Origin of the sequence: Consotaella aegiceratis (genome assembly GCF_036541425.1) — a bacterium.
Classification (GTDB): Bacteria; Pseudomonadota; Alphaproteobacteria; order Rhizobiales; family Rhizobiaceae; genus Consotaella; species Consotaella aegiceratis.
Map to the genome: position 1 here is coordinate 71,319 of NZ_JAZHFT010000003.1, position 20,557 is coordinate 91,875.

At 65.3% G+C, this 20,557-nt stretch carries 21 protein-coding genes, 1 tRNA gene and 3 pseudogenes; 17 read left to right on the forward strand and 8 right to left on the reverse strand.

The window, feature by feature from the left end; genetic code table 11:
* Nucleotides 1–204: 204 nt before the first annotated feature.
* Nucleotides 205–1,437 (reverse strand): DUF3500 domain-containing protein, encoded by a 1,233-nt coding sequence (locus SMD10_RS03445; protein WP_331684255.1) that lies wholly within the window; start codon nucleotides 1,435–1,437, stop codon nucleotides 205–207.
* A gap of 184 nt (nucleotides 1,438–1,621) precedes the next feature.
* On the opposite strand from SMD10_RS03445, the gene SMD10_RS03450 reads away from it, so the two are divergent.
* The 9 genes from SMD10_RS03450 to SMD10_RS03490 all read left to right on the forward strand — a co-directional run bounded on the left by SMD10_RS03450 (nucleotide 1,622) and on the right by SMD10_RS03490 (nucleotide 9,384).
* Nucleotides 1,622–2,344, forward strand: a complete 723-nt coding sequence (locus tag SMD10_RS03450; RefSeq protein WP_331684256.1) for a GntR family transcriptional regulator — start codon at nucleotides 1,622–1,624, stop codon at nucleotides 2,342–2,344.
* Nucleotides 2,341–3,168 (forward strand): IclR family transcriptional regulator, encoded by an 828-nt coding sequence (locus SMD10_RS03455; RefSeq protein ID WP_331684257.1) that lies wholly within the window; start codon nucleotides 2,341–2,343, stop codon nucleotides 3,166–3,168. Before SMD10_RS03450 ends, SMD10_RS03455 begins: the two co-directional genes overlap by 4 nt.
* Nucleotides 3,169–3,314: 146 nt before the next feature.
* The gene (locus tag SMD10_RS03460; protein WP_331684258.1) at nucleotides 3,315–4,046 is read left to right on the forward strand and encodes a dienelactone hydrolase family protein; all 732 of its coding nucleotides are present in this window, start codon (nucleotides 3,315–3,317) and stop codon (nucleotides 4,044–4,046) included.
* Between the two features lie 60 nt (nucleotides 4,047–4,106).
* A complete protein-coding gene (locus SMD10_RS03465; protein ID WP_331684260.1) occupies nucleotides 4,107–4,889 on the forward strand; it encodes an SDR family oxidoreductase in 783 nt (260 codons plus the stop codon).
* Between the two features lie 67 nt (nucleotides 4,890–4,956).
* Nucleotides 4,957–5,349, forward strand: coding sequence for a nuclear transport factor 2 family protein (locus tag SMD10_RS03470; RefSeq protein ID WP_331684261.1), 393 nt, complete (start codon nucleotides 4,957–4,959; stop codon nucleotides 5,347–5,349).
* A 67-nt stretch (nucleotides 5,350–5,416) separates the two neighbouring features.
* Nucleotides 5,417–6,265 carry a fumarylacetoacetate hydrolase family protein gene (locus tag SMD10_RS03475; RefSeq protein WP_331684262.1) on the forward strand — a complete coding sequence of 283 codons (849 nt, stop codon included), beginning with the start codon at nucleotides 5,417–5,419 and terminating at the stop codon, nucleotides 6,263–6,265.
* A gap of 173 nt (nucleotides 6,266–6,438) precedes the next feature.
* Nucleotides 6,439–7,467, forward strand: a complete 1,029-nt coding sequence (gene dctP, locus SMD10_RS03480; protein ID WP_331684263.1) for a TRAP transporter substrate-binding protein DctP — start codon at nucleotides 6,439–6,441, stop codon at nucleotides 7,465–7,467.
* 64 nt (nucleotides 7,468–7,531) lie between these two features.
* Nucleotides 7,532–8,083, forward strand: coding sequence for a TRAP transporter small permease (locus tag SMD10_RS03485; RefSeq protein ID WP_331684264.1), 552 nt, complete (start codon nucleotides 7,532–7,534; stop codon nucleotides 8,081–8,083).
* Nucleotides 8,083–9,384: a TRAP transporter large permease gene (locus SMD10_RS03490; protein WP_331684265.1), complete on the forward strand. Its 1,302-nt coding sequence runs from the start codon at nucleotides 8,083–8,085 to the stop codon at nucleotides 9,382–9,384. Before SMD10_RS03485 ends, SMD10_RS03490 begins: the two co-directional genes overlap by 1 nt.
* 121 nt (nucleotides 9,385–9,505) lie before the next feature.
* Here the strand turns inward: SMD10_RS03490 and SMD10_RS03495 are convergent, their stop codons facing one another.
* The gene (locus SMD10_RS03495) at nucleotides 9,506–10,027 is read right to left on the reverse strand and encodes a DUF4405 domain-containing protein (RefSeq protein ID WP_331684266.1); all 522 of its coding nucleotides are present in this window, start codon (nucleotides 10,025–10,027) and stop codon (nucleotides 9,506–9,508) included.
* A gap of 83 nt (nucleotides 10,028–10,110) precedes the next feature.
* The gene (locus SMD10_RS03500) at nucleotides 10,111–10,752 is read right to left on the reverse strand and encodes an EF-hand domain-containing protein (RefSeq protein WP_331684267.1); all 642 of its coding nucleotides are present in this window, start codon (nucleotides 10,750–10,752) and stop codon (nucleotides 10,111–10,113) included.
* A 185-nt stretch (nucleotides 10,753–10,937) separates the two neighbouring features.
* Between SMD10_RS03500 and SMD10_RS03505 the strand changes: the two genes are divergently transcribed.
* A complete protein-coding gene (locus tag SMD10_RS03505; protein WP_331684268.1) occupies nucleotides 10,938–11,657 on the forward strand; it encodes a response regulator in 720 nt (239 codons plus the stop codon).
* Nucleotides 11,657–13,030, forward strand: coding sequence for an ATP-binding protein (locus SMD10_RS03510; RefSeq protein ID WP_331684269.1), 1,374 nt, complete (start codon nucleotides 11,657–11,659; stop codon nucleotides 13,028–13,030). The genes SMD10_RS03505 and SMD10_RS03510 overlap by 1 nt, the downstream gene beginning before the upstream one ends.
* A gap of 52 nt (nucleotides 13,031–13,082) precedes the next feature.
* Here the strand turns inward: SMD10_RS03510 and SMD10_RS03515 are convergent, their stop codons facing one another.
* Complete coding sequence (locus SMD10_RS03515; RefSeq protein ID WP_331684270.1) at nucleotides 13,083–13,424, reverse strand: hypothetical protein; 342 nt, start codon at nucleotides 13,422–13,424, stop codon at nucleotides 13,083–13,085.
* A gap of 93 nt (nucleotides 13,425–13,517) precedes the next feature.
* Between SMD10_RS03515 and recQ the strand changes: the two genes are divergently transcribed.
* Nucleotides 13,518–15,320, forward strand: a complete 1,803-nt coding sequence (gene recQ, locus SMD10_RS03520) for a DNA helicase RecQ (RefSeq protein ID WP_331684271.1) — start codon at nucleotides 13,518–13,520, stop codon at nucleotides 15,318–15,320.
* Nucleotides 15,321–15,396: 76 nt separating this feature from the next.
* Here recQ and SMD10_RS03525 read toward each other — a convergent pair whose 3' ends face one another.
* Nucleotides 15,397–15,765, reverse strand: a complete 369-nt coding sequence (locus tag SMD10_RS03525; protein ID WP_331684272.1) for a DUF1330 domain-containing protein — start codon at nucleotides 15,763–15,765, stop codon at nucleotides 15,397–15,399.
* Between the two features lie 258 nt (nucleotides 15,766–16,023).
* Between SMD10_RS03525 and SMD10_RS03530 the strand changes: the two are divergent.
* Nucleotides 16,024–16,443 (forward strand): annotated as a pseudogene (locus SMD10_RS03530) (LysR substrate-binding domain-containing protein); the annotation flags it as partial.
* Nucleotides 16,444–16,528: 85 nt separating this feature from the next.
* On the opposite strand, the pseudogene SMD10_RS03535 reads toward SMD10_RS03530, so the two are convergent.
* Nucleotides 16,529–16,753, reverse strand: a pseudogene (locus SMD10_RS03535) (carboxymuconolactone decarboxylase family protein); the annotation flags it as partial.
* A 4-nt stretch (nucleotides 16,754–16,757) separates the two neighbouring features.
* Between SMD10_RS03535 and SMD10_RS03540 the strand changes: the two are divergent.
* A pseudogene (locus SMD10_RS03540) lies at nucleotides 16,758–17,452 on the forward strand (integrase core domain-containing protein); the annotation flags it as partial.
* 45 nt (nucleotides 17,453–17,497) lie between these two features.
* Here the strand turns inward: SMD10_RS03540 and SMD10_RS03545 are convergent.
* Nucleotides 17,498–17,587: transfer RNA gene (locus SMD10_RS03545), tRNA-Ser, on the reverse strand.
* Between the two features lie 439 nt (nucleotides 17,588–18,026).
* Between SMD10_RS03545 and SMD10_RS03550 the strand changes: the two genes are divergently transcribed.
* The 3 genes from SMD10_RS03550 to SMD10_RS03560 all read left to right on the forward strand — a co-directional run bounded on the left by SMD10_RS03550 (nucleotide 18,027) and on the right by SMD10_RS03560 (nucleotide 20,264).
* Nucleotides 18,027–18,338 (forward strand): hypothetical protein, encoded by a 312-nt coding sequence (locus SMD10_RS03550; protein WP_331684273.1) that lies wholly within the window; start codon nucleotides 18,027–18,029, stop codon nucleotides 18,336–18,338.
* 129 nt (nucleotides 18,339–18,467) lie between these two features.
* Nucleotides 18,468–19,133, forward strand: coding sequence for a peptide-methionine (S)-S-oxide reductase MsrA (msrA, locus tag SMD10_RS03555; RefSeq protein WP_331684449.1), 666 nt, complete (start codon nucleotides 18,468–18,470; stop codon nucleotides 19,131–19,133).
* 141 nt (nucleotides 19,134–19,274) lie between these two features.
* Nucleotides 19,275–20,264 carry a BMP family lipoprotein gene (locus SMD10_RS03560; RefSeq protein ID WP_331684274.1) on the forward strand — a complete coding sequence of 330 codons (990 nt, stop codon included), beginning with the start codon at nucleotides 19,275–19,277 and terminating at the stop codon, nucleotides 20,262–20,264.
* A 62-nt stretch (nucleotides 20,265–20,326) separates the two neighbouring features.
* Here the strand turns inward: SMD10_RS03560 and SMD10_RS03565 are convergent, their stop codons facing one another.
* On the reverse strand, nucleotides 20,327–20,533 hold the full coding sequence (locus tag SMD10_RS03565) for a SlyX family protein (protein WP_331684275.1): 207 nt from the start codon (nucleotides 20,531–20,533) through the stop codon (nucleotides 20,327–20,329).
* Nucleotides 20,534–20,557: the final 24 nt, after the last annotated feature.

The window sequence follows — 20,557 nt, forward strand, 5'->3', positions numbered from 1 at the left end:
ATTTCATCCGAAATTCGGTCAATTCCTTCCGGATATCGGTTTCGAAGACGCCCGGTCGCCGCGTGGGCTTAACGTGGCTCCAATCCAGTCCAGGGGACGTCCTGCAGGCGATTGCCGACAAAGCGGGAGGCTTCACATCGATAAAGCGGGAGGCTTCACATCGATATTGTCCTCGATGCATCGGGAAACCTTGCCTGCCCCGCTTCACCGCCCCCGCTTCTCATGCAGCCGCAGCAGCGCTTTGCCGTAGTCGTTACCGTTCGGAATGCGGGTGATCGTGTGGATATGGAACTTCGCCGGTTCCTTGTTCGATAGCCACATGCCGCTGTGATGGTCGAATTCGATCATGATCACCGGGCTCTGGATCCGAAAATAGAACGGATCGTCGTCGCTGCAGCCGCCGATCCAACTCCACCACGTCTCGTCGAGATGGCTCTCGATCTGCTCCATTCGCGCCGCGCGCGGCGCGTCGGGCCAATGCTCCAGGAAGGTCTCGATGCATTCGAGCAGTTTGTCGCGCTGCTCGGCGCTGAATTCGGACGCACGAACGCCTTCGAGCGGTACAATCCGATTGTCCTGGAAGGCGCCGCCGAAGTGGCGCTGGTCGGCGAAATTGAAACGCTCCGGCGGCATCGCCGGATCCTCCATCCGCTTGTAGACGGTGGCGCGCTCCCGCATCTCCTCGGGCAGGGACTGCATCAGCTCAAGCCCAAGCCGTTCTTCCTCGGTGAAGAGAGTGAATGCATTGCCGTCGCCGCGATCGATGACGTTGGGCTCGACCCCCATGAAGGTCGGCGAGATCACCATCTGGCGCCCGAGGACGAAGCAGTTGAACGCCGCGTGGTGGCCGTACAGGCTCCAGCCCCACGGTTCGGTCGCGGAGGGCTCGCCGAACATCAGGACGTGGTAGCTCCACTGGTTCATGATGTGGCGGCAGTCGTAGATCTCGCCGAGATAGAGGTTGGCCGACAGAAGCCGGAGAACCTTTTCGTAGCCTCTTGAGCTGGCACAGCTGCGCAGCAATGCCAGGAAGGCATCGCGCGTGGGCTCGGACGTGTCCTCCAGCCGTATTCCGTTGTCGTTGAAGACGATCTCGGGATTGTACCAGGCGCGCCATTCCTCGGCATCGATCGCGTAGCTCATCCTGGCGCGCTGGGCGTCGTCCAGGGTCTCCAGCATCGCCTGCGCGGCGCGCACCGCGGGCTCGACATCGAAACCTTCGTCGCCAAGCTCAAACAGCCCTTCCTGGAACTTGCCGTCCGGCGTGATGCCACGGAACGGCTCGGCCAGCCGACGCTGCCATTCGGCGACGAGCGCCTTGGCATGCGACGTCTCACGCAGCTCCTTGGAATAGGCATACCGGTCGGCTTGCCGCGCCAATGCGATCCGCGGTGTTTCGGGCGGGAAGATGAAATCGCGAAAATCGTCATTGCTCATGGGGTTCCTCCTCCTCAACGCTCCGCCGAATGGTGGAAGCGGCCCGCATCGGCGAAAGCCGCAGGGTGGCTTTGTCGGCCGAGCGCAAAATTCGCAGGCACCATAGAAAATATATTTTTTCTAGTAAATATCTTTTCCGATGCTTTATCTGTTTTATAATGGGAGGCATTGGAGGAGAGGTCGCATGGCGGCAGCCAGCAGAACAGCCGAAGTCTACGGCGCGCTGAAGCAGGAGCTTCTCGACAGCGTTCATGCGCCCGGAAGCAAGCTCGGCATCGATCAACTGGCCGAGCGGTTCAAGGTCAGCGCCGGGGCGGTGCGTGAAGCGTTGTCGCGACTGACGTCGGATTGGCTGGTGATTGCCCAGCCGCAGCGCGGATTCGTGGTGGCTCCGATATCGGCTCGGGATCTCATCGATATCACCGCAGTGCGCGTCGAGATCGAGATCCGGTGCCTCAGACGATCGATCGAGCTGGGCACGCTCGAGTGGGAGGCCCAACTGCTGGGGGCCTGGCATCAGCTGTCGCGCACGCGCCCGGCCTACGACGGCAAACCGGATCCCGAGTGGGCGCGTCTTCATGCGGGCTTTCACGACAATCTCGTCGCGGCGTGCGACAGCGTCTGGTGGCTGCGCCTGCGCGAGCAGCTCTACACGCAGGCCGAGCGCTACCGCCGGATGATCCTGCCGCAGGCCCGGGTCGAACGCGATATCGATGCCGAGCACCGCGCCATTCTCGATTTCGCCCTCGCGCACGAGGTCGAGCGCGCCGCCCGCGCGCTGAGCGATCACATGCAACTGACGACCGAGATCCTGCTGAATTCGGGCGTGCTGGGGCCGGCCTCGGCGCCGCAGGAGATGCTCGGACCGGGCTCGGCGATACGGAAACTTGTGGAGGAAAAGCAATGACCGGTACAGTTTCGATCGAACAGTCGGCGATCGGTTGCCGCTCGCGCAGCCACCAGGAAACCGGCGCGCAGTGCATCCACCGTTCGCTGGGCGTGATGCGATTGCTCGCCGGCAGCTCGCCGGACGGTGTCAAGCTCGTCGACATCGCCGCCTCGCTCGAACTCTCGCATCCCACCGCCCACCGCATCCTGAAAGCGTTGGAGGAAGAGGGCGTGGTCGAACGCGTTCGCGGCTCGCGCCGCTATACGGTCGGCGCCGAGGTGGCCTGGCTCGGCCTTGCGGCGGCCAACCGGTTTCCGATCAATGCGGTTGCCGCACCGGCCCTCGAACGGCTGTCGGAGGTCGTGGGCGATTCCGTCTTTCTGGCGGTGCAGAGCCGCAACGATTCCATCTACGCGGATCGGCGCTTCGGGTCCTATCCGGTGCAGACGACCACGCTGCCCGTTGGGGCTCGCCGGCCCATGGGGATCAGCGTGGCGGGCCGGACCATGATGGCCTTTCTGCCCGAGCGCAAAAGGGATGCCGTGCTCGGCGACAACCGGCAGCGCTACGAGAGTTACGGCTGCACTGCCGAGATGATCCTGGATGGAGCCCGGCAGGCCCGCAGCAGCGGATATCTCTATGCGGCAAGCGTCACCGCGCCCCACAAGCGCGTCGTTTCCGTTCCCGTGCTCGACATGGTCGGCGCGCCGGTGGCAGCGATCAGCGTGATCGCCTCGCACAATCGCCTGCCGGAGGAGCGCCTGTCGCGGCTGCTTCCGCTGTTGCGGTCGGCCGCTCGCGAGATTTCACAGAGCCTGACCGAAAGGGCGAAGGCGGCCTGAACCGGCCCATACCGAGGTCGCCGGGATCCGCCACTTTTCGCCATGTGAACAAAACGCCTCTCCTTGCTTGCGCCAACCCGGCCCCGCCGGAATGGTCTTGCTCATCGCATCAGGCCGATCAGCCAGGCCGGAAGCGGAGAGGAACGATGCCGCAAGTCGAACGCCGTGATGTCGAATACACCCATGAGGGCATCCGTATGCTCGGGGTGTTCTGTTCATCGGCAGGCGGCGCGCCGGACAAGCGACCGGGCGTTTTCGTCGTGCATGGGGCGCATGGGCTCGGGACGCATACGCTGTCCTGCGCCGAGCGGATCGCGGCGCTCGGCTATGCCGTTCTGGCGGTCGATCTGTGGGGCGATCGCCGCCTGCTGACCGATCCCTCCGAGATCGGGCCGACGCTCTGCCGCTTCGTCGACGACCGGGCGATGTGGATGGGACGGCTGAACGCCGCCCACGCCGCTCTGGCGGCCCAGCCGGAGGTCGATGCCGGTCGGATCGGTGCCGTCGGCTATTGCTTCGGCGGCACCTCGGTTCTGGAGTTCATCCGCACCGGCCACAGGCTTGCCGGAGCCGTCAGCTTCCACGGCGGCCTCGACATGGTGGCCGACGACTGGTCGGCCGCCAAGGCCGGCGGGAAGGCGCTGATCCTGAGCGGGGCCGACGATCCCATGGCGAAGCCCGGCGACCTCGCCCGGCTGCAACCGGTGATGACCGAGGCCGGCATCGACTGGGAAGTCGACCTCTACAGCCACACCAAGCACGCCTTTACCGAGCCGGATCGGCCGAATGCGCCGCCGTTCACCGCCTACAACGAACGGGCCGACCGCCGCTCATGGCAGGCCACGCGCGGCTTTTTCGAAGACGTTTTCGCCGATTGAGATCGAGCCGCGCGGCCGGGCGCCCGCGCTCGGCCTTCGCCGTAGAGACGGGAGACATGGATGGAACTCGGGATTGCCGACCGCAGCGCCTTCGTCTGCGCGTCCTCGCAAGGGCTGGGCCTGGCTTGTGCTCGCTCCCTGGCGCGGGAAGGAGTTTCGGTCACGCTCAACGGCCGCGACGCGGAGAAGCTCGCGGCGATCGCGGAGAGCTTGCGAAAGGACGTTCCCGGCGCGGCGGTCGATTGCGTGGCGGCCGATTTGACGAGCCGCGAAGGCCGCGCGGCGATCCTCGAGGCGAAGCCCGATATCGACATTCTCGTCACCAACAACGCCGGCCCACCCCCGGGCGCCCTCGACGACTGGGACGAGGCGGCGCTGATCGGCGCGATCAACGCCAACATGCTGCCCGCCGTGCAACTGATGCGCGCCTATATCCCCGGCATGCGCCAGCGCGGCTTCGGGCGCATCGTCAATATCACCTCGGCCATGGTGAAGTCGCCGCATTACATGATGGGCCTGTCGACCTCTGCGCGCGCCGCCCTTACGGCCATCTCCAAGGCGATCAGTCGCGAGGTCGTGGCCGACAACGTCACCATCAACAACCTTCTGCCCGAACGCATCGACACGCCGCGCCAGGAATTCATGGTCAAGCGGAAGATGGATGAGATGGGCATCAGCCGCGAGGAAGCCCGGCGCATCACCGCCGAGAGTATCGCCGCCAAGCGCATGGGACGCCCGGAAGAGTTCGGCGACGCCTGCGCCTACCTGTGCAGCGCCCAGGCCTCGTTCATCTCGGGCCAGAACCTGCAACTGGACGGCGGCTCCTATGACGGGCTGATCTGACGGCACGAAAGACGGCACGAAAGAAGAGCAAAGCGCGTCGATCGAACGCGTGTGAACGGGAGGCTCCATGGCTGAGGCAAGCGATCTCAGGAGCGAGGTCGAAGCGGCGGAAGCGGAACGGCAGCGCGCGCTGATCGCGGCGGACATTCCCGCCCTCGACCGGCTTCTCGCCGACAACCTGATCCACGTGCATTCGACGGCGATGGTCCACACGAAGGTGGAATTCCTGGCGCATGTCGAGCGGATGGGAGGATTCATCGCCATCGAGCGCGGTCCCGTCGACATCCGCATCGAAGGCGATTTCGCCGTCGTCACCGGTCCGGCGATCCACCGCGTGCGTTCGCCCCAGACCGGCGAGGAGGTGGCGCTCGACGGCTTTTCGACCGTGATCTTCCGCCGCGGCGAGGGGCGCTGGCAGATCATGCTTTCGCAGATGACCCTGTCCCGCCCCCGGCACTGACCGTCTTCGCTTCCCGGGTGCCGAAGACCGGACGCCCGCCCCCGCTTCAGCAAGGACCTCGAAAGCAATGAAACTCGCCCGCTTCACGGAAGACTGCCGCACGCGCATCGGAAAGGTCGTCGGAGACCAGATGATCGACCTGTCCGGCGTGGAGGGAGTCGGCCAATCGATGCGTCGTCTGATCGCCGATCTGCCCACCCTGCGCCCGGCGCTGGAAGCCGCCAACGGGCCGGCCTATCCGCTGGACGCCGTGCGGCTCGAACTGCCGATCGCCGATCCGCAGAAGGTTCTTGCCATCGGTATGAACTACGCCAAGCACGCCGAGGAGGCGCGCGCCGCCGGCATTCCGATCCCGACCAGCCAGATGTGGTTCAACAAGCAGGTTTCCTGCCTCACCGGCCCGTTCGATCCGGTGGTGAAGCCCGAGGCCTCCGAAAAGGTCGACTACGAGATCGAACTCGGGGTCGTCATCGGCACGCGCTGCCGCCACGTGAAGGCGGCCGAGGCACGCTCGGTCATCGCCGGCTATCTCATCGTCAACGACGTCTCTGCCCGCGACTGGCTGCCCAAGTCGCCGACCTTCACGCTGGGCAAGTCCTTCGATACGCACGGACCGATCGGCCCCTGGCTGACGACGGACGACGAGATCGGCGATCCGCTCGACCTCGACATGATTCTCACGGTCAACGGCGAGGAGCGCCAGCATGCGCGCACCAACGACATGATCTACGACATCTATGCCCAGATCGAGTATCTGACGACGGTGATGACGCTGGAGCCGGGTGATGTTCTCGCCACCGGCACGCCGTCGGGCATCGGCGCGCCGACCGGGCGCTTCCTGAAGCCCGGCGACGTCATGCGGCTCGAGATCGAAGGGCTCGGCGCGATCGAGAACCCGGTCGTCGTGGAGCCATGAACCGCCGCCTGGCACCGGGATGTCTCTTTGCGCAGGCCTGGTCAGACGGCTCGTCAGTCCGCATTGTGAAAGTTTGGCGAGAGGCGGCTTGTTTCCGTCCGGACGGTAGCCGAGGGTGCACCGATGTTTGACTCGGCCGGTATCCATGGCTGAATTCAACAAGGGAGGAAGGAATGAACCTGCTTCGAACGGTCGTCGCCGCGGCATCGCTGGCGGTCGCTGCACCCACGGTGGCATCCGCGCAAACCGAGTTGATCTTCAATGCCTATCTGCCGCCCTTCGACGAAATGTACCAGTCGACGATCAAGGGCTTGGCAGCGGCGATCGAGAAGGAATCCGGCGGCGACATCACGGTCACCATACCCGACAGCACGCTGGCACCCTCCGACCGCCAGTACGAGATGGTGCGCGACGGTATCGCCGATATGGCATTGGTGTCGTCGGGGGCCGTGCCGCAACTGGTGACGCTGAACCGGATCGCCGATCTGCCGTTCAATTCGCCGAGCGCGCGGGCCGCCTCCATCGCACTCTGGGAAACCTATAACAAGTATTTCAAGGAATTCGACGAACTGAAAGGCGTGAAGGTGCTGTCGATGCACGTCCTGCCTGGCCGCCAGATCCTTTCCGTCAGCGGCGTCCAGGTGCACAACCCGAGCGAACTCGAAGGGGTCAAGCTCTGGTCGCCGCCGGGCGCCCTTTTCGAAACGGCCGAGCAGATGGGCGCGGTGCCGATCAACACCGAGTTCACCGATCTCCAGGAATATGTGACCAAGGGCAATGTCGACGCCATCATCATGACCCCGGGCTCGGCCAACGGCGCACGTGTCTTGGAGAACGTCACCAGCTATACCGAGATCCCGGGCGGCCTCGGGTCGTTGTCCTTCGCGGTCTTCATCTCGCAGGAACGCTGGGACGAGCTCAGCAAGGAGGATCAGCAAGCGATCCAGCGCGCCGTGGACGGCCAGCCGGAACGCAGCGGAGCCTCGTCCGACGCCAATGAAGCAAAGGTGGACGACATCGTCGCGAAGATCACCGCCATCGTCCCGGACGGCGATGATCTGCAGGCGTTCAAGGACGTCCTGAATCAGCGCGTCGAGGCGTGGAAGGAAAAGGCCGCCGCCAAGGGGCTGGAAAACCCCGACGAGGTTCTGGACTTCTACCGTCAGGAGCTCGACCGCGAAACGCAGACCGCCGCCGACTGATCGCGGCGGCGTGTTCCGTTCCCCTGCGCGGACCAGCGCAGGGGCATCCTGTTCGGAGTTCCCCTTGCTCGAGACATTCATCCGCTTCATCGCTTGTCTCTATCGCCTGTTCGCGGCGATCGACCGGGTGTTCGGCGTTGTCTGCGCCATCATATCCGGGGTCGCCATCGTGTTCATGGCGTCCGTGGCCTTCGTCGACTCGATCGGCCGCGAACTGAATCACCCGCTGCAAGGCGGCGACGAATACGTCTCGTTCGCGCTGCTGGTCTTTTTCTTCGCCTCGCTGCCGCTGGTGGTGCGTGACGACGCCCACATTCGGGTGGGGCTTTTTGCTGAGCTCTACAAGCGCCGGCTGGCGACGATGGAACGCGTCTTCACGGGCGTTGTCGAAGCGCTGGCTCTGTGCGTCTTCACCTGGATGCTGTTCGACCAGGCCAGTCGGCTGAATCGCTTCGGAACGTTGACGGTGTTCTTCCAGATGCCGGTGGCGCCGTGGGTGTTTCTGGGTTCGGTGCTGAGCCTCGTCGCCACCTGGTTTGCCTTTCGGGATCTGTGGATGACCCATGTCGGGCCGATCCCGAGGCCGCATGCGATTCCCGATTACGAGGATCAGTGATGCTCGAGATTCTCGTTTTTGGCAGCGTGCTCGGGCTGGTGGCTTTTACGCGCTTGCCGCTGGGTCTGGTGATGATGTTCTGCGGCGTCGGGGGCATCGCCGCGCTCCACCCGCGTGGACTGAGCGCGGCGCTGGCGATCTCCGAGCAGCAGATCATGGATCTGGCGCTGAACTACCAGTTCTCGGTCCTGCCGCTGTTCATTCTGATGGGCGTGTTCGTCGTCCAGGCCGGTCTGGCCAACGAGCTGTTCGAGGCCGCGCGCCGGTGGCTCGGACGGTTCAACGGCGGTCTCGGCATGGCCACGATCGCGGCCTGCGGCGGCTTCTCGGCCATGTCGGCCTCGTCCTCCGCCGCCGCTGCGACGATGGCGCAGATCGCCATCCCGGAAATGGACAAGGCCGGCTACGATCCGGGCTTCTCCGCGGGCTCCGTGGCGGCTGGCGGGACCATGGGCATTCTCATCCCGCCGTCGAGCGCACTCATCATCTATGCTCTGCTGACGCAGGAAAGCGTCGGCGAACTCTTCGTCGCCGGCATTCTGCCCGGCGTGCTGCAGGTGGTCTTCTATGTCGGGGTCATGGCCGTGATCGCCGCGACCGTGCCGCATTGGGCGCCGGTCGGCGAGCCGTCGAGCCGGTCGGAGCGCTGGCGGTCGTTGCGCAAGGTCTGGGGTGTGCTCTTCCTCTTCGGCCTGATCATGGTCGGGCTGGTGCGCGGTTGGTTCACCGCAACGGAGGCCGGCGGCATCGGGGCGGGCGGCGCCTTTCTGTTCGTCCTCCTGCGCGGCAAGCTGACATGGCCGGTTTTCGTCGCCAGCCTTCTCGAAGCGGCCCGCATATCGACGATGATCTTCATCGTGGCGGCGGGTGCGATGGTGCTCAACCAGTTCATCAACCTCTCGGGCGTGCCGGGCGACGCCGTGCGCTTCATCGAGTCGCTGAACCTCAGCCCCGGCCTGGTCGTCCTCTGCCTGATCGTGTTCTACATGGGCCTGGGGTGTCTGATGGACGGCTACGCGATGATCTTCCTGACGGTGCCGGTCGTCGCCCCGATCATTCACGGCTTCGGCTACGACTTGGTCTGGTGGGGTATCGTCACGGTGAGCGTGGTGGAGATCAGCCTGATCACGCCGCCCGTCGGCCTCAACGTCTTCATCCTGAAGGCGCTGCTGCCGAAGCTGCCGATCGTGCAGATCTTCAAGGGGATCATGCCGTATCTCATCGCCGACGTGCTGCGGCTCGCGCTTCTCGTCCTGGTGCCGGCGCTGACCCTATGGCTGCCGAGCTTGGTCCAGCATTGACGTCCGTGCGCGGCGCCGTCTCGCTTGCAGGCCGGCACGAAGGCTCGGGTGCCGATCCTGCGAAGGTGTGCCTTGAGCGGGCGGAATGAACGGAGCGGCCGCGGCTCGGCGAGGTTTGCTTCTATCCGCGGCGGTCTGACGGTTCGCCGCCTTTCGGCATGAGTGCGAAGAGCAACTCATTGGCCGATGCGCCGGATGCATTGGCGACGGAGGCCAGGGTTTCGTCGGTCGAGGCGACGGCGTAACCGCGCTGCTCCAGGTTGGCGACCAGCGCATCGGGCGTGGTCTTCAGGACCGGCGCCAGATCGGCGAGGCGGGCCTGCGTCATCAGCGGGATCGCCTGGAACGCCGGGTTGCCGCCGCGGCTGTTCGACATGTTGGCCAGCGCGAAGGGCGCCGCCACGACCAGCGACAGGATCAGCGGAATGTACAGGGTCTTCTTCTTCGCGTAGCCGACGAGCGGACGCCAATTCTTCCAGACGTGGAGGGCGAAGGGCACAAGCAGAACCATGCTGAGCCAGACATGCATGGAATGGAATGCGCTCGGCATCCAGCCGAAAAACAGCGCGACACCGGAGATGGTGGACACGGCAAACATGCCGGTGGTCAGCGGTGTCGCGAAACGGTTGATCAAGGTGCTCAAGTCTTTTCTCCTAGGGGCCTCCGGCGCCCGGACGCCGTGGCCGCCCGCACCAAAGCGCGGGCGGATGTCTTGTCTCGCAGAGCCTAAAGGTTCGATCCGGAAGTTGGTGGCGTGCCCGGCGTCGTTTGCGGGGCGGCGTTTCCGCCGGGCTGGCTCGGCGCCGGTTTGGCGGGCAGGACCCCGGGCCAGGAGAAGTCGTCCTGGCTCAACTGGCCGTCGCCGTTGCGATCAAAACGGGCGATCATTCCGGCAAAGCGCCCGTTGAATTCGTCGGGGGTGACCTGACCGTCGCCATCGGCGTCGTAGGCCTGGAACGCATCCACCATGCGTTCGCGGCGCTGGGCGGACCAAAGGGTCTGGTACTCGTCGAGCGACAGCGCGCCGTTCTTGTCCGCGTCGTATTGGCCGATCTGGTCTTGGCGGGCCTGATCGATTTCGGCCTGGGTGATGGTGCCGTCACCGTTGCGGTCGAAGGTCTGAAGCTGATTGGCCATGCCTGGGCCGTGTCTGCCGTGGCCGCCCCGGCCGCCGTGCCGGCCGAACCGCCCGTCGCGCTCGAACCGCCCGCGCTGGTCCCGATCCCGGACGCGATAATCGTGATGCCATCCGATCGGCCGTGCGGCCGGGCCGGCGGTGGGGGCGGCTGGGGCCTGCCCTTGACCCGCGGCCACGCCCCCGAGGGCAAATGTCAGAGCCAGGCTGGTCCAGATGATGGTCTTCCTCATGGGTCTCTCCATGGCGTTTTCGTATGCCAAGGAGATAGGCGGCTTCGGTCGCAGAAATGTCCCCGCAGGAAGCGAATACGTCATCGATTGTCGCAGCCCCCGGCTTCGCGACAAACGGATACAATTTCGTGCTGCACGGATGCGATGGACCGCTATCCTGCAGCGCCACAGAAAAGACACGTCCCATGGACCCGATGCCGCACATTCTCGTCGTTGACGACCAGCGAGATATTCGTGAGCCGCTCGGCCGCTATCTCGACAAGCACGGCCTGCGAACGTCGCTGGCCAGCAGTGCCACCGAAGCACGCGACATCTTGCGGTGCAGCGCCATCGACCTCGTCATCCTCGACATCATGATGCCGGGGGAGGACGGGCTGTCGCTGTGCCGGCATTTGCGCGAGGCCGCCAACATGCCGATCATCCTGCTGACGGCCATGGCCGATGACGCCGATCGCATCGCCGGCCTGGAGGTCGGCGCCGACGACTACGTCGTCAAACCCTTCAATCCGCGGGAGCTGCTGGCGCGCATCAAGGCGGTGCTCCGGCGCGCCACGACGCTGCCGCGATCGAGGGAGGCAAACGCCAACGAACGCCTTGCCTTCGACCGCTGGATCTTCGACGTCGGCCGCCGTGAGGTCGTGGGGGCGGATGGCGTCTCCATCCCGCTCTCGACGGCGGAGTTCCGCCTGCTTTCGGCCTTTGTGCAGCGACCGCGGATGGTGCTGACGCGCGACCAGCTCGTCGACCTCACCAGCGGTCGCGACGCCCAGCCATTCGATCGCTCGATCGACAATCAGGTCAGCCGCCTGCGCAAAAAGCTGGAAGCCGATCCCAAGGCGCCGGGCATCATCAAGACCGTCTGGGGCGGCGGCTACGTGTTTTCCACCGACGTGAAGCCGGCGTGATGCATCGACTGCTTCCCCGCAGCCTTGGCGGCCAATTGGCGGTGCTGTTGATCTGCGGCCTGCTGGCCGCGCATCTCGTCAGTGCATACGTCTTTTCCGGCGAACGCGACCGCGCGGTGGCGGCGACCGTTCGCTACGACGTGGTGGAGCGCATCGCCGCCCTGGTGGAGATCATCGACGGCACCACGCCCGAGACGGCCGCCCGATTGGCCGGTGCGCTGAGCAATCGACGCACGCGGTTTTCGATCGACCCGGACAGTGCGCTTCCCTCGGGCGCCATGGGCACCGTCGAAACCGGCTTCGCCCGCCAGCTTGCCTCCATCCTGTCGCTGGGTCCCAACCTGCTCCGCGTGCGGGTCGAAGAGGCCGAGCCCGATGGCGATGCTCTGCGAAGAAGCGGGCCGAAACGGCAAGACGGCCACCATTGGCGCGAATGGCGCTCGCTTACGAATATCGCGGTTTCCGTTCCCTTGCAGGACGGCCGCTGGCTCAACGCCACGGCCTCCTTGCGTGCGCCCAGCCCCGAATGGTCCTGGTCGTGGATCTTTACGCTCGCAGTGAGCGCGCTTGTGATCCTCACGATCGTTGCGCTGGTCGTGGGGCGGATCACCCGGCCGATCCGTGCGCTAGCAACGGCAGCCGAAAAGGTCGGCCGCGGCGAAACCGTCGAACCGATCCCGCCACGCGGCCCCGCCGAGATCCGCACGACGGTGGAGGCCTTCAACGCCATGGAGGAGCGCCTGACGCGCTTCGTGCGCGACCGCACCCGCATGGTGGCCGCGATCAGCCATGATCTGCGAACGCCCGTCACGTCGCTTCGGATCCGGGCGGAATTCATCGACGACGATGAACTGAAGACCGATGTCATCCGGATTCTCGACGAGTTGCAGGCGATGGCCGAGGCGACGCTGGCCTTCGTTCGCGACGAAAGCAGCGGCGAGGAGACCCGTACCGTCGATCTCGCCGCGCTGATCGAGGGGATCGTTGAGGATCAGCAGACCCTCGGTCGCGACGCATCGTATCGAGGGCCGGAACGACTGCCGTGGCGCTGCCGGCCCGTCAGCCTGAAACGGGCGATCACCAATCTCGTCGAAAATGCCATCCGTTACGCCGGTTCGGTTTGCATCGACCTCTCCGACGACGGCGGAGAGGCGCGCATCGTCGTGGAGGACGACGGACCCGGCATTCCGGAGGCGCAGTTGGACGACGTGTTCGAGCCGTTCGTACGTCTGGAGGCCTCCCGGAACCGCAGCACGGGAGGCGTCGGCCTGGGATTGTCCATCGCGCGCTCGATCGCGCGGGCGCATGGCGGCGATCTGAAATTGGCCAATCGACGGGATGGCGGACTGGCCGCGACGCTCAGTCTGCCCTGACTTGGTTCGCGGACGCACCCCCGCCGTCAGGCAGGCCTGGGCTTCCTGTCGGTTACCGGCTCCATCGGAGCACCCAGTCGCGGACGGGCTCGATCGTATAGGCGATGCGCCAGGTGTTGCGATGGCCGCTGGCGCCGGCGGTGGACGCGCCGTCCGGGATCACCGTCCCCTTGGCGAAGCTGACATAGTTGATCGGGCTTTTCTCCGCGTCGAGATCGTCGAAGGCGAACTGGAACTGCTCGTCGGACCAGGTGGCCGGATCGTCAATGCCGGTCCGGAAGAAAAAGGCCCCGGGGTCGGTCAAGCGAAGCTGGCCGGTCGCGAGGTCGGCCCAGATGGCGACGGCTGCTCGCGCGGCAGCGATTGTCGAGCCGTTCTTGCGCGCTCGACCCATCGTGGAAACTCGCGTGAGAATACCGCGCCCTTGATCGGTGGCGGGGCAAAGCTGCTATGGAGGGGGCCTCGCGATTCTTCCTACGACCGTTCGATGCCCGCCAACGCCCTCGAAATCCTCAAATCCGTCTACGGCTACGACGCCTTTCGGGGGCCGCAAGCGCGCATCGTCGAGCATGTGATCGCCGGCCACAACGCCTTCGTGCTGATGCCGACGGGCGGCGGCAAGTCGCTGTGCTACCAGATCCCCGCTATCGCCCGGCCCGGCATGGGACTGGTCGTCTCGCCGCTCCTGGCGCTGATGGCTGACCAGGTGGCGGCCCTGCGGCAGGCGGGGGTTAGGGCGGCCGCACTCAATTCCGACCTGCCGCCGGAAGAGCGGCGCGCCTTGTGGCGCGATATCGGCACCGACGCTCTCGATCTCCTCTACGTCGCGCCCGAGACGCTGCTGCGCGGCGGGGTTCTGGAGCGGCTGGCCCGCGCGCGGCTGTCGCTGATCGCCATCGACGAGGCCCATTGTCTGTCGCAATGGGGCCATGACTTCCGCCCCTCCTATCGCCAGCTCGACGAACTGGTGCGGCAGTTTCCCGACACGCCGCGCATGGCGCTGACGGCGACGGCCGACGAGCCGACGCGTGCGGAAATCCTGGCGCATCTGGACATTGCCGAGGCCGACGCGTTCATCGCCGGCTTCGACCGCCCGAACATCCGCTACGCCATTGCGGAAAAGGATAATCCGCGCGCTCAATTGAAGGAGTTTCTCAGGCGCCACGAGGACGAGAGCGGCATCGTCTACTGCCTGTCCAAGCGCAAGACCGAGGAAACCGCCTCCTGGCTGCGTGGGGAGGGGTATGACGCGCTTGCCTATCACGCCGGCATGGACAAGGCCGCGCGGGAGGCCAACCAGCAGCGCTTCCAGCACGGCGAGGCGGTGATCATGGTCGCCACCATCGCCTTCGGCATGGGCATCGACAAGCCCGACGTGCGCTTCGTCGCCCACCTCGATCTGCCGGCGAGCATCGAGGCCTATTATCAGGAGACTGGGCGGGCCGGGCGCGACGGCCTGCCGGCGGACGCCCTGATGCTCTACGGCCACGAGGACATCGCGCTGCGCAGCCGCTTCATCGAGGAGTCGGAGGCGCCGGTGGAGCGCAAGCGGACCGAGCGCCAGAAGCTCGATGCGCTGCTGGGTCTGGCCGAAACGGCCGGCTGCCGCCGCCAGGCTCTGCTCTCCTATTTCGGCGACCATTGCGAGCCGTGCGGCAATTGCGACACCTGTGCCGAGCCGCCGCAGCTTTTCGACGGGACGATTGCGGCGCAGAAGGCGCTCTCCTGCATCTACCGCACCGGCGAGCGCTTCGGGCAGGCCTATATCGTCGACGTGCTGCTCGGCGTGGACAACGATCGCATTGCCCAGTTCGGTCACGACCAGATCTCCACCTTCGGCATCGGCACCGAGCACGACAGCCGGATGTGGCGGGCGATCCTTCGTCAGCTGATCGCGCAGCGTCTGGTCGACGTCGATCTTGCCGGCCATGGCGGCTTGTCGATCGCGCCGGCCGGCCGCGATTTTCTACGCGACAAGCCGGCGCTGATGCTGCGCGTGCCGCCCGCCCGCAAGGCCCGGCGCGGCAAGGTCGAGCGCAGCGCGGCGCAGGCCTCCATCCCCGAGGCGGACCGGGACCTGTTCCAGATGCTGCGGCAAAAGAGGCTGGAAATCGCGCGGACGCAGAACGTGCCGCCCTACGTCATCTTCCACGACAAGACGCTGGTCGAGCTGGCGGCGGCGCGCCCTGCCTCGCGGGCCGAGATGGCCAAAGTCCCGGGCGTCGGCGAAGCCAAGCTCGACCGCTACGGTCCCGCTTTCCTGTCGGTGATCGCCGAGCAAACGCGGTGAGCGCGCGGCGGTTGCCACTCGAACGACGGCATCGGGGCAGTCTGTTCCGGGGCGCCGGACGATCGAACGCGTCGCGTTACATAAGACCGTCGATACTCTCTAGCGGTTGCAGCACGATATCGGCAATGGCTGCGGCTCCGACCATGAACGCGATCTGGTATTCCGGATCGTCCACCATGTTCTTGAATGCAGATCGGCGCGGATACTGAACCAGCACCGCGGCATCCCATCCCTGGGCGTCCCCTGTCGTGAGCACCGGCAGGCCATCGCCGCCGAACAGGATCTTCGCACCAAATCGGGCCAGAATGGGCTTGGCCATTCGCAGGTAGTCCAAATATTTTTCCCGGCCGCCATCGGGTTGGAATCGAATCAGATTCAACATGACGACGGCTGAATCGTCTCCGGCCAGGAAGGCGTCGAACGCGCCGGGCGAGAATGAAACCATTTATCTTTCCTCTGACAGGGCACCGCGAGCGGGTGCGTCCGCCGACGGTAAGGTGTCGACGGGTCAGAAACTGTCAGGATCGAACGCCGGTCACGATCCTGCCGCCGTCATCGCGTGGTGAGAATTCCGCCCGTGAACGCTGCGGCGGTGGCAGGAGACAGGCCCGCTGTCTGGGCCCGGCAGGACACTCGGCTCATTCATGTGCTTGACTCATGAGTGCAAGCCGTTTGAGCCGGGTAATCATCGTCGGCTCGATACCGCGTCGGCCCGGATTTCCGCATGCTTGCCGTCGGCGCGCCCGCCTATTTCGCGGGGCGGAGCATCCCGCAGGTGCCGCAGGACCTTACCGATCACCTCTGTATCAATCTGCGCCTCGCCACCCATGGCGGCCTCTATGCCTGGGAGTTCGAGAAGGATGGACGGGAACTTCGGGTGCGGGTCGATGGGCAACTGACCTTCAACACTATTGATCCGGTGGTCGAGGGCGCGCTGCAAGGCTATGGATTGGGCTACGTTCCCGAGAGCCTGGTGCAGCATCACATCGAGGCGGGCCGGCTGGTCGCGGTGCTGGAAGACTGGAGCCCGCCATTTCCCGGATATTTCCTCTACTATCCGCATCGGCGGCAGACCTCGCCGGCGTTCTCCGTCATCGTCGAGGCGCTTAGGCACAAGGGCTGACGGCCGATTGGCTCAGCAGACTGCGAGCCCGATGGTTCGCCGCAGTGAGCGGGACGCGCTTCCCAGGCTACGGCCACGGCCTGCGTCAGCCTTCGCGACCTTCGAACGCCTCTTTGGCCACCGGTATGGCGGAAACGACGTTCGGCCAGCCCGCATAGAACGCCAGATGGGACCGCATCGCCGACGCTTCGTCCTTGCTCAGCCCATTGTCCATGGCGCGGCCCCGATGGAAGGTGATCTGTTCGACGTGACCCGCCGCGATCAATGCCACCACAGTGACAGTGACGGGGATTCGATCGCGCGGCGCGAGCGCCCTGACGGTCTCCGACCAGGCGGCGCGCTATCTCTTGTGGTGCGAAGCGCTTGAATCGACGAAGGAGGCCGGCGTGGTCTCCGGCTTCCAGCGCCTCTTCGCCGAGCGCGGCTTGCCCGTAGGCATCAGGAGCGATAACGGCCTGCCGTTTGCCAGTCCCAACGGGCTCTACAACCTCTCGCGCCTGTCGGTCTGGTGGCTGAGGCTGGGGATCGCGATCGAGCGCATCAAGCCGGGCCATCCGCAGCAGAACGGCCGGCATGAGCGCATGCATCTGACGCTGAAGAAGGAGGCGACACGGCCACCGGGCATGAACATCCTGCAGCAACAGGCGCGCTTCGATGCTTTCCAGAGCGAATTCAACACCGAGCGCCCGCACGAGGCGCTCGGAATGAAGACGTCGGCCGAAGCCTATTTGCCTTCCTCACAGCCCTACAATGGCCTGCCGGAGGTCAAATACCCGTTCCATGACAAGGACCTGCTGGTCACCGCCCGCGGCCGCATCTGCATGCACCGCAAGAAGATCAACATCTCCACCGTCATGGCGGGACAGCGGCTCGGCATCAAGGAAGTCGACGAGGGAATTTGGCTCGTCAGCTTCATGACCTATGATCTGGGATATATCGACCTGGAACAGAGAACCCTGCAGACCATCGACAACCCTCGTCTAGCACGAGGTTGTCACCCATGTCTTAGGGACGTTCTGTTACCTATGTCTCCGGGCCGGACACAACTTAGGTATGGCGGAGAGAGAGGGATTCGAACCCTCGATACGGTTTCCCGTATACACGCGTTCCAGGCGTGCGCCTTCGACCGCTCGGCCATCTCTCCTTGCCGGTCCGGACTGCCGCTGGCGACAGCCGTCCGGCTGTGCGGTCCAACGGATTCGCTCATCGACTTGACGTGCGAACCGGACGGCGCCGACTTAGGCCAGATCGTCGGCGCGTTCAAGCGCCGAAATGAACCGAAGGGTCGGCTTTCGGCGGGTTTTTCGGTTGATGGCCTCTCGCCAGCCGAAAGAGGGAAGCCGTCGTGCCGGGCTGAGAGATGTCGATGGACGCTCATACGAAGCGTTTGCGGGTCTCGCACCCTCTTGGGCCGCGGCCACACGATAATTTGCGCTGCCTCCGGGCGGATGCGGCATTGCCGGCCCGGTCGGGCCGCCCACATAAGGGGCACGTTTCGCGTTCGGCCGTCCTCGCCAAGCCCTGCCGGGTTTTCGGAGGGGCGAGGCGCCGCCGAATGATCTGGGTCCCGTCGGAGACTGCGAATGCTGCGCTTTCTGGCTCGCCTCGTCGGGGCGGTTCTGCTCGCCGTCGCGGTCGTCTTTGCGGTCGGCGATGTCGCGCGGTCGCTCGCGAGCGAGACGATGGTGCTGCAGCCGGCCGCCGACGCGCTGACGTCTCTCGGTCTGGCGCCTGCCGCCTCGTCGCAGGGGGGCGATGGATTCGGTGAGGTGATTGCCGCAGCCTGGGCCCTGATCGGGCCATGGCCGGTGTCCATACTCTTCCTGGTCCTGGCGTTTCTGTTTCTGGCGCTCGGCTCGGTCGGCCGCGCACCGCAGAGCCGTCTGGTCCGCTGAGGCCGCAATACGTCGGTCTGCTGCCCTGGACGCCGTTTGAAATCGGCGTCGGACCAGCGGCGATATCGGCCCCGCTCGACTTCTCGTTGTTCATTTTCGAAAAGGATGCTCGCCATGAACCTTCTCGACATGTTTTCCTCCAAGAGCCGGCTGCCTTCGGCGGACGAAGCCTTGCCCGGCCGCACCCAGGCGATCCCCACGGCCGAAACGCACTTCATTTCCGGCCGGCCGCTCAAGGGGCCTTACCCCGCGGGACTGCAGACGGCGGCCTTTGGCCTGGGATGCTTCTGGGGCGCCGAACGGCTGTTCTGGCAGACCGACGGCGTCTATGTGACGGCGGTCGGCTATGCCGGCGGCACCTCGCCCAATCCGACCTACGAGGAGGTCTGTTCGGGCCGTACCGGGCATGCCGAAATGGTGCTCGTGGTCTTCGATCCTGCAGTCGTCACCTACGAAGAGCTTCTGAAGCGTTTCTGGGAAGGCCACGATCCGACGCAGGGCATGCGCCAGGGCAACGACGTGGGCACCCAGTATCGCTCCGCGATCTATGTCTATGACGAGGGGCAGCGCCGGGCGGCGGAAGCCTCGAAGACGGCCTATCAGGCAGCGCTCGACAAGGCGGGACATCGCGCCGCGATCACCACGGAGATCGCGCCGGCACCCGAGTTCTACTTCGCCGAGGACTATCACCAGCAGTATCTCGCGAAGAATCCGCGAGGCTATTGTGGCCTTGGCGGGACCGGGGTGTCCTGTCCCGTTGGTCTTTCCGTATCGGCGGCCGAAGAATCAAGGTGATTTCCTGTTGCGGACGTGCCAGTCTTGGCTTGGAGCGGCCCCAACGTCCGGCAAGGCGGACACGGCCGCGCTCAAGCGGCGCCGCGCCCGTTTTGCGAGAGCGGACGCCGCGCGACCATGGTCAACAGGGAACGAGTAGACATGAAACGATTCCTGGCGGGTCTCGCCACCGCAACGCTTCTTTCCGTCGGTACGGCCTCTGCGGCTGAGCCCGCGCTGATCTTCGATCTGGGCGGCAAGTTCGACAAGTCGTTCAACGAGGCGGCCTACAACGGCGCCGAGCGGTTCAAGGAGGAGACCGGCGGAACCTACCGCGAGTTCGAGATCCAGAACGAGGCGCAGCGCGAGCAGGCCATCCGCCGCTTCGCCGAGCGCGGCAACAGCCCGATCGTGGCGACCGGCTTCACGGCGGCGGCCGCGATGGAGAAGGTCGCCAAGGAATTTCCCGATATCCAGTTCGCCATCATCGACTCGGTCGTCGACGCGCCGAACGTCCGCTCGATCGTGTTCAAGGAGCAGGAAGGCTCCTACCTGGTCGGCGTCCTGGCGGCGATGAAGTCCGAAACCGGCACGGTCGGCTTCGTCGGCGGCATGGACATTCCGCTGATCAAGAAGTTCTCCTGCGGCTACAAGGGCGGCGCCAAGTCGGTGAGCGCCGACATCAACGTGCTCGAGAACATGACCGGCACCACCGGCGCGGCCTGGAACAATCCGGTGCGCGGCGGCGAACTCGCCAAGTCGCAGATCGACCAGGGCGCGGACGTGATCTTCCACGCCGCCGGCGGCACCGGCATCGGCGTGCTGCAGGCGGCGGCGGATGCCGGCAAGTTCGGCATCGGCGTCGATTCCAATCAGAACGGCCTGTTTCCGGGCAGCGTCCTGACCTCGATGGTCAAGCGCGTCGACGTGGCTGTCTACCAGACCTTCAAGGACGCCGCCGACGGCAACTTCACGGCCGGCACGCAGGTGCTCGGTCTTGCCGAGAACGGCGTCGACTACGCCATGGACGAGAACAATGCCGACCTCGTCACTGAGGATATGAAGGCGGCGGTCGAGCAGGCCAAGCAGGACATTATCGACGGCAAGGTGGACGTTCACGACTACCTCACCGACGAAGCCTGCCCGTACTAGGGCATCGACAGGGCATCCCGCCGGCCCTGGCCGGCGGGATGCCCGTTCGCTCATCGCGGCCTCTACCAATGTGGCGGCTTGGCGGTTCCGGGGCGTGGCGCGGTCGTGTCTTCCAGTGCGACAAGGCGTCGCGCCACTTCCGTCAACGTCTTCTTCAATTGATCGATTTCCGCCCACTGCCGCGCGACCTGCTCGGACAGCTCGTCGATCGTCTTCGCCTGGTGGGCGAGCTGGATTTCCAGATCCTCGGTCCGGGCGGTGTCTGCCATGTGGGTCGACCTCTGCGGTTGGTG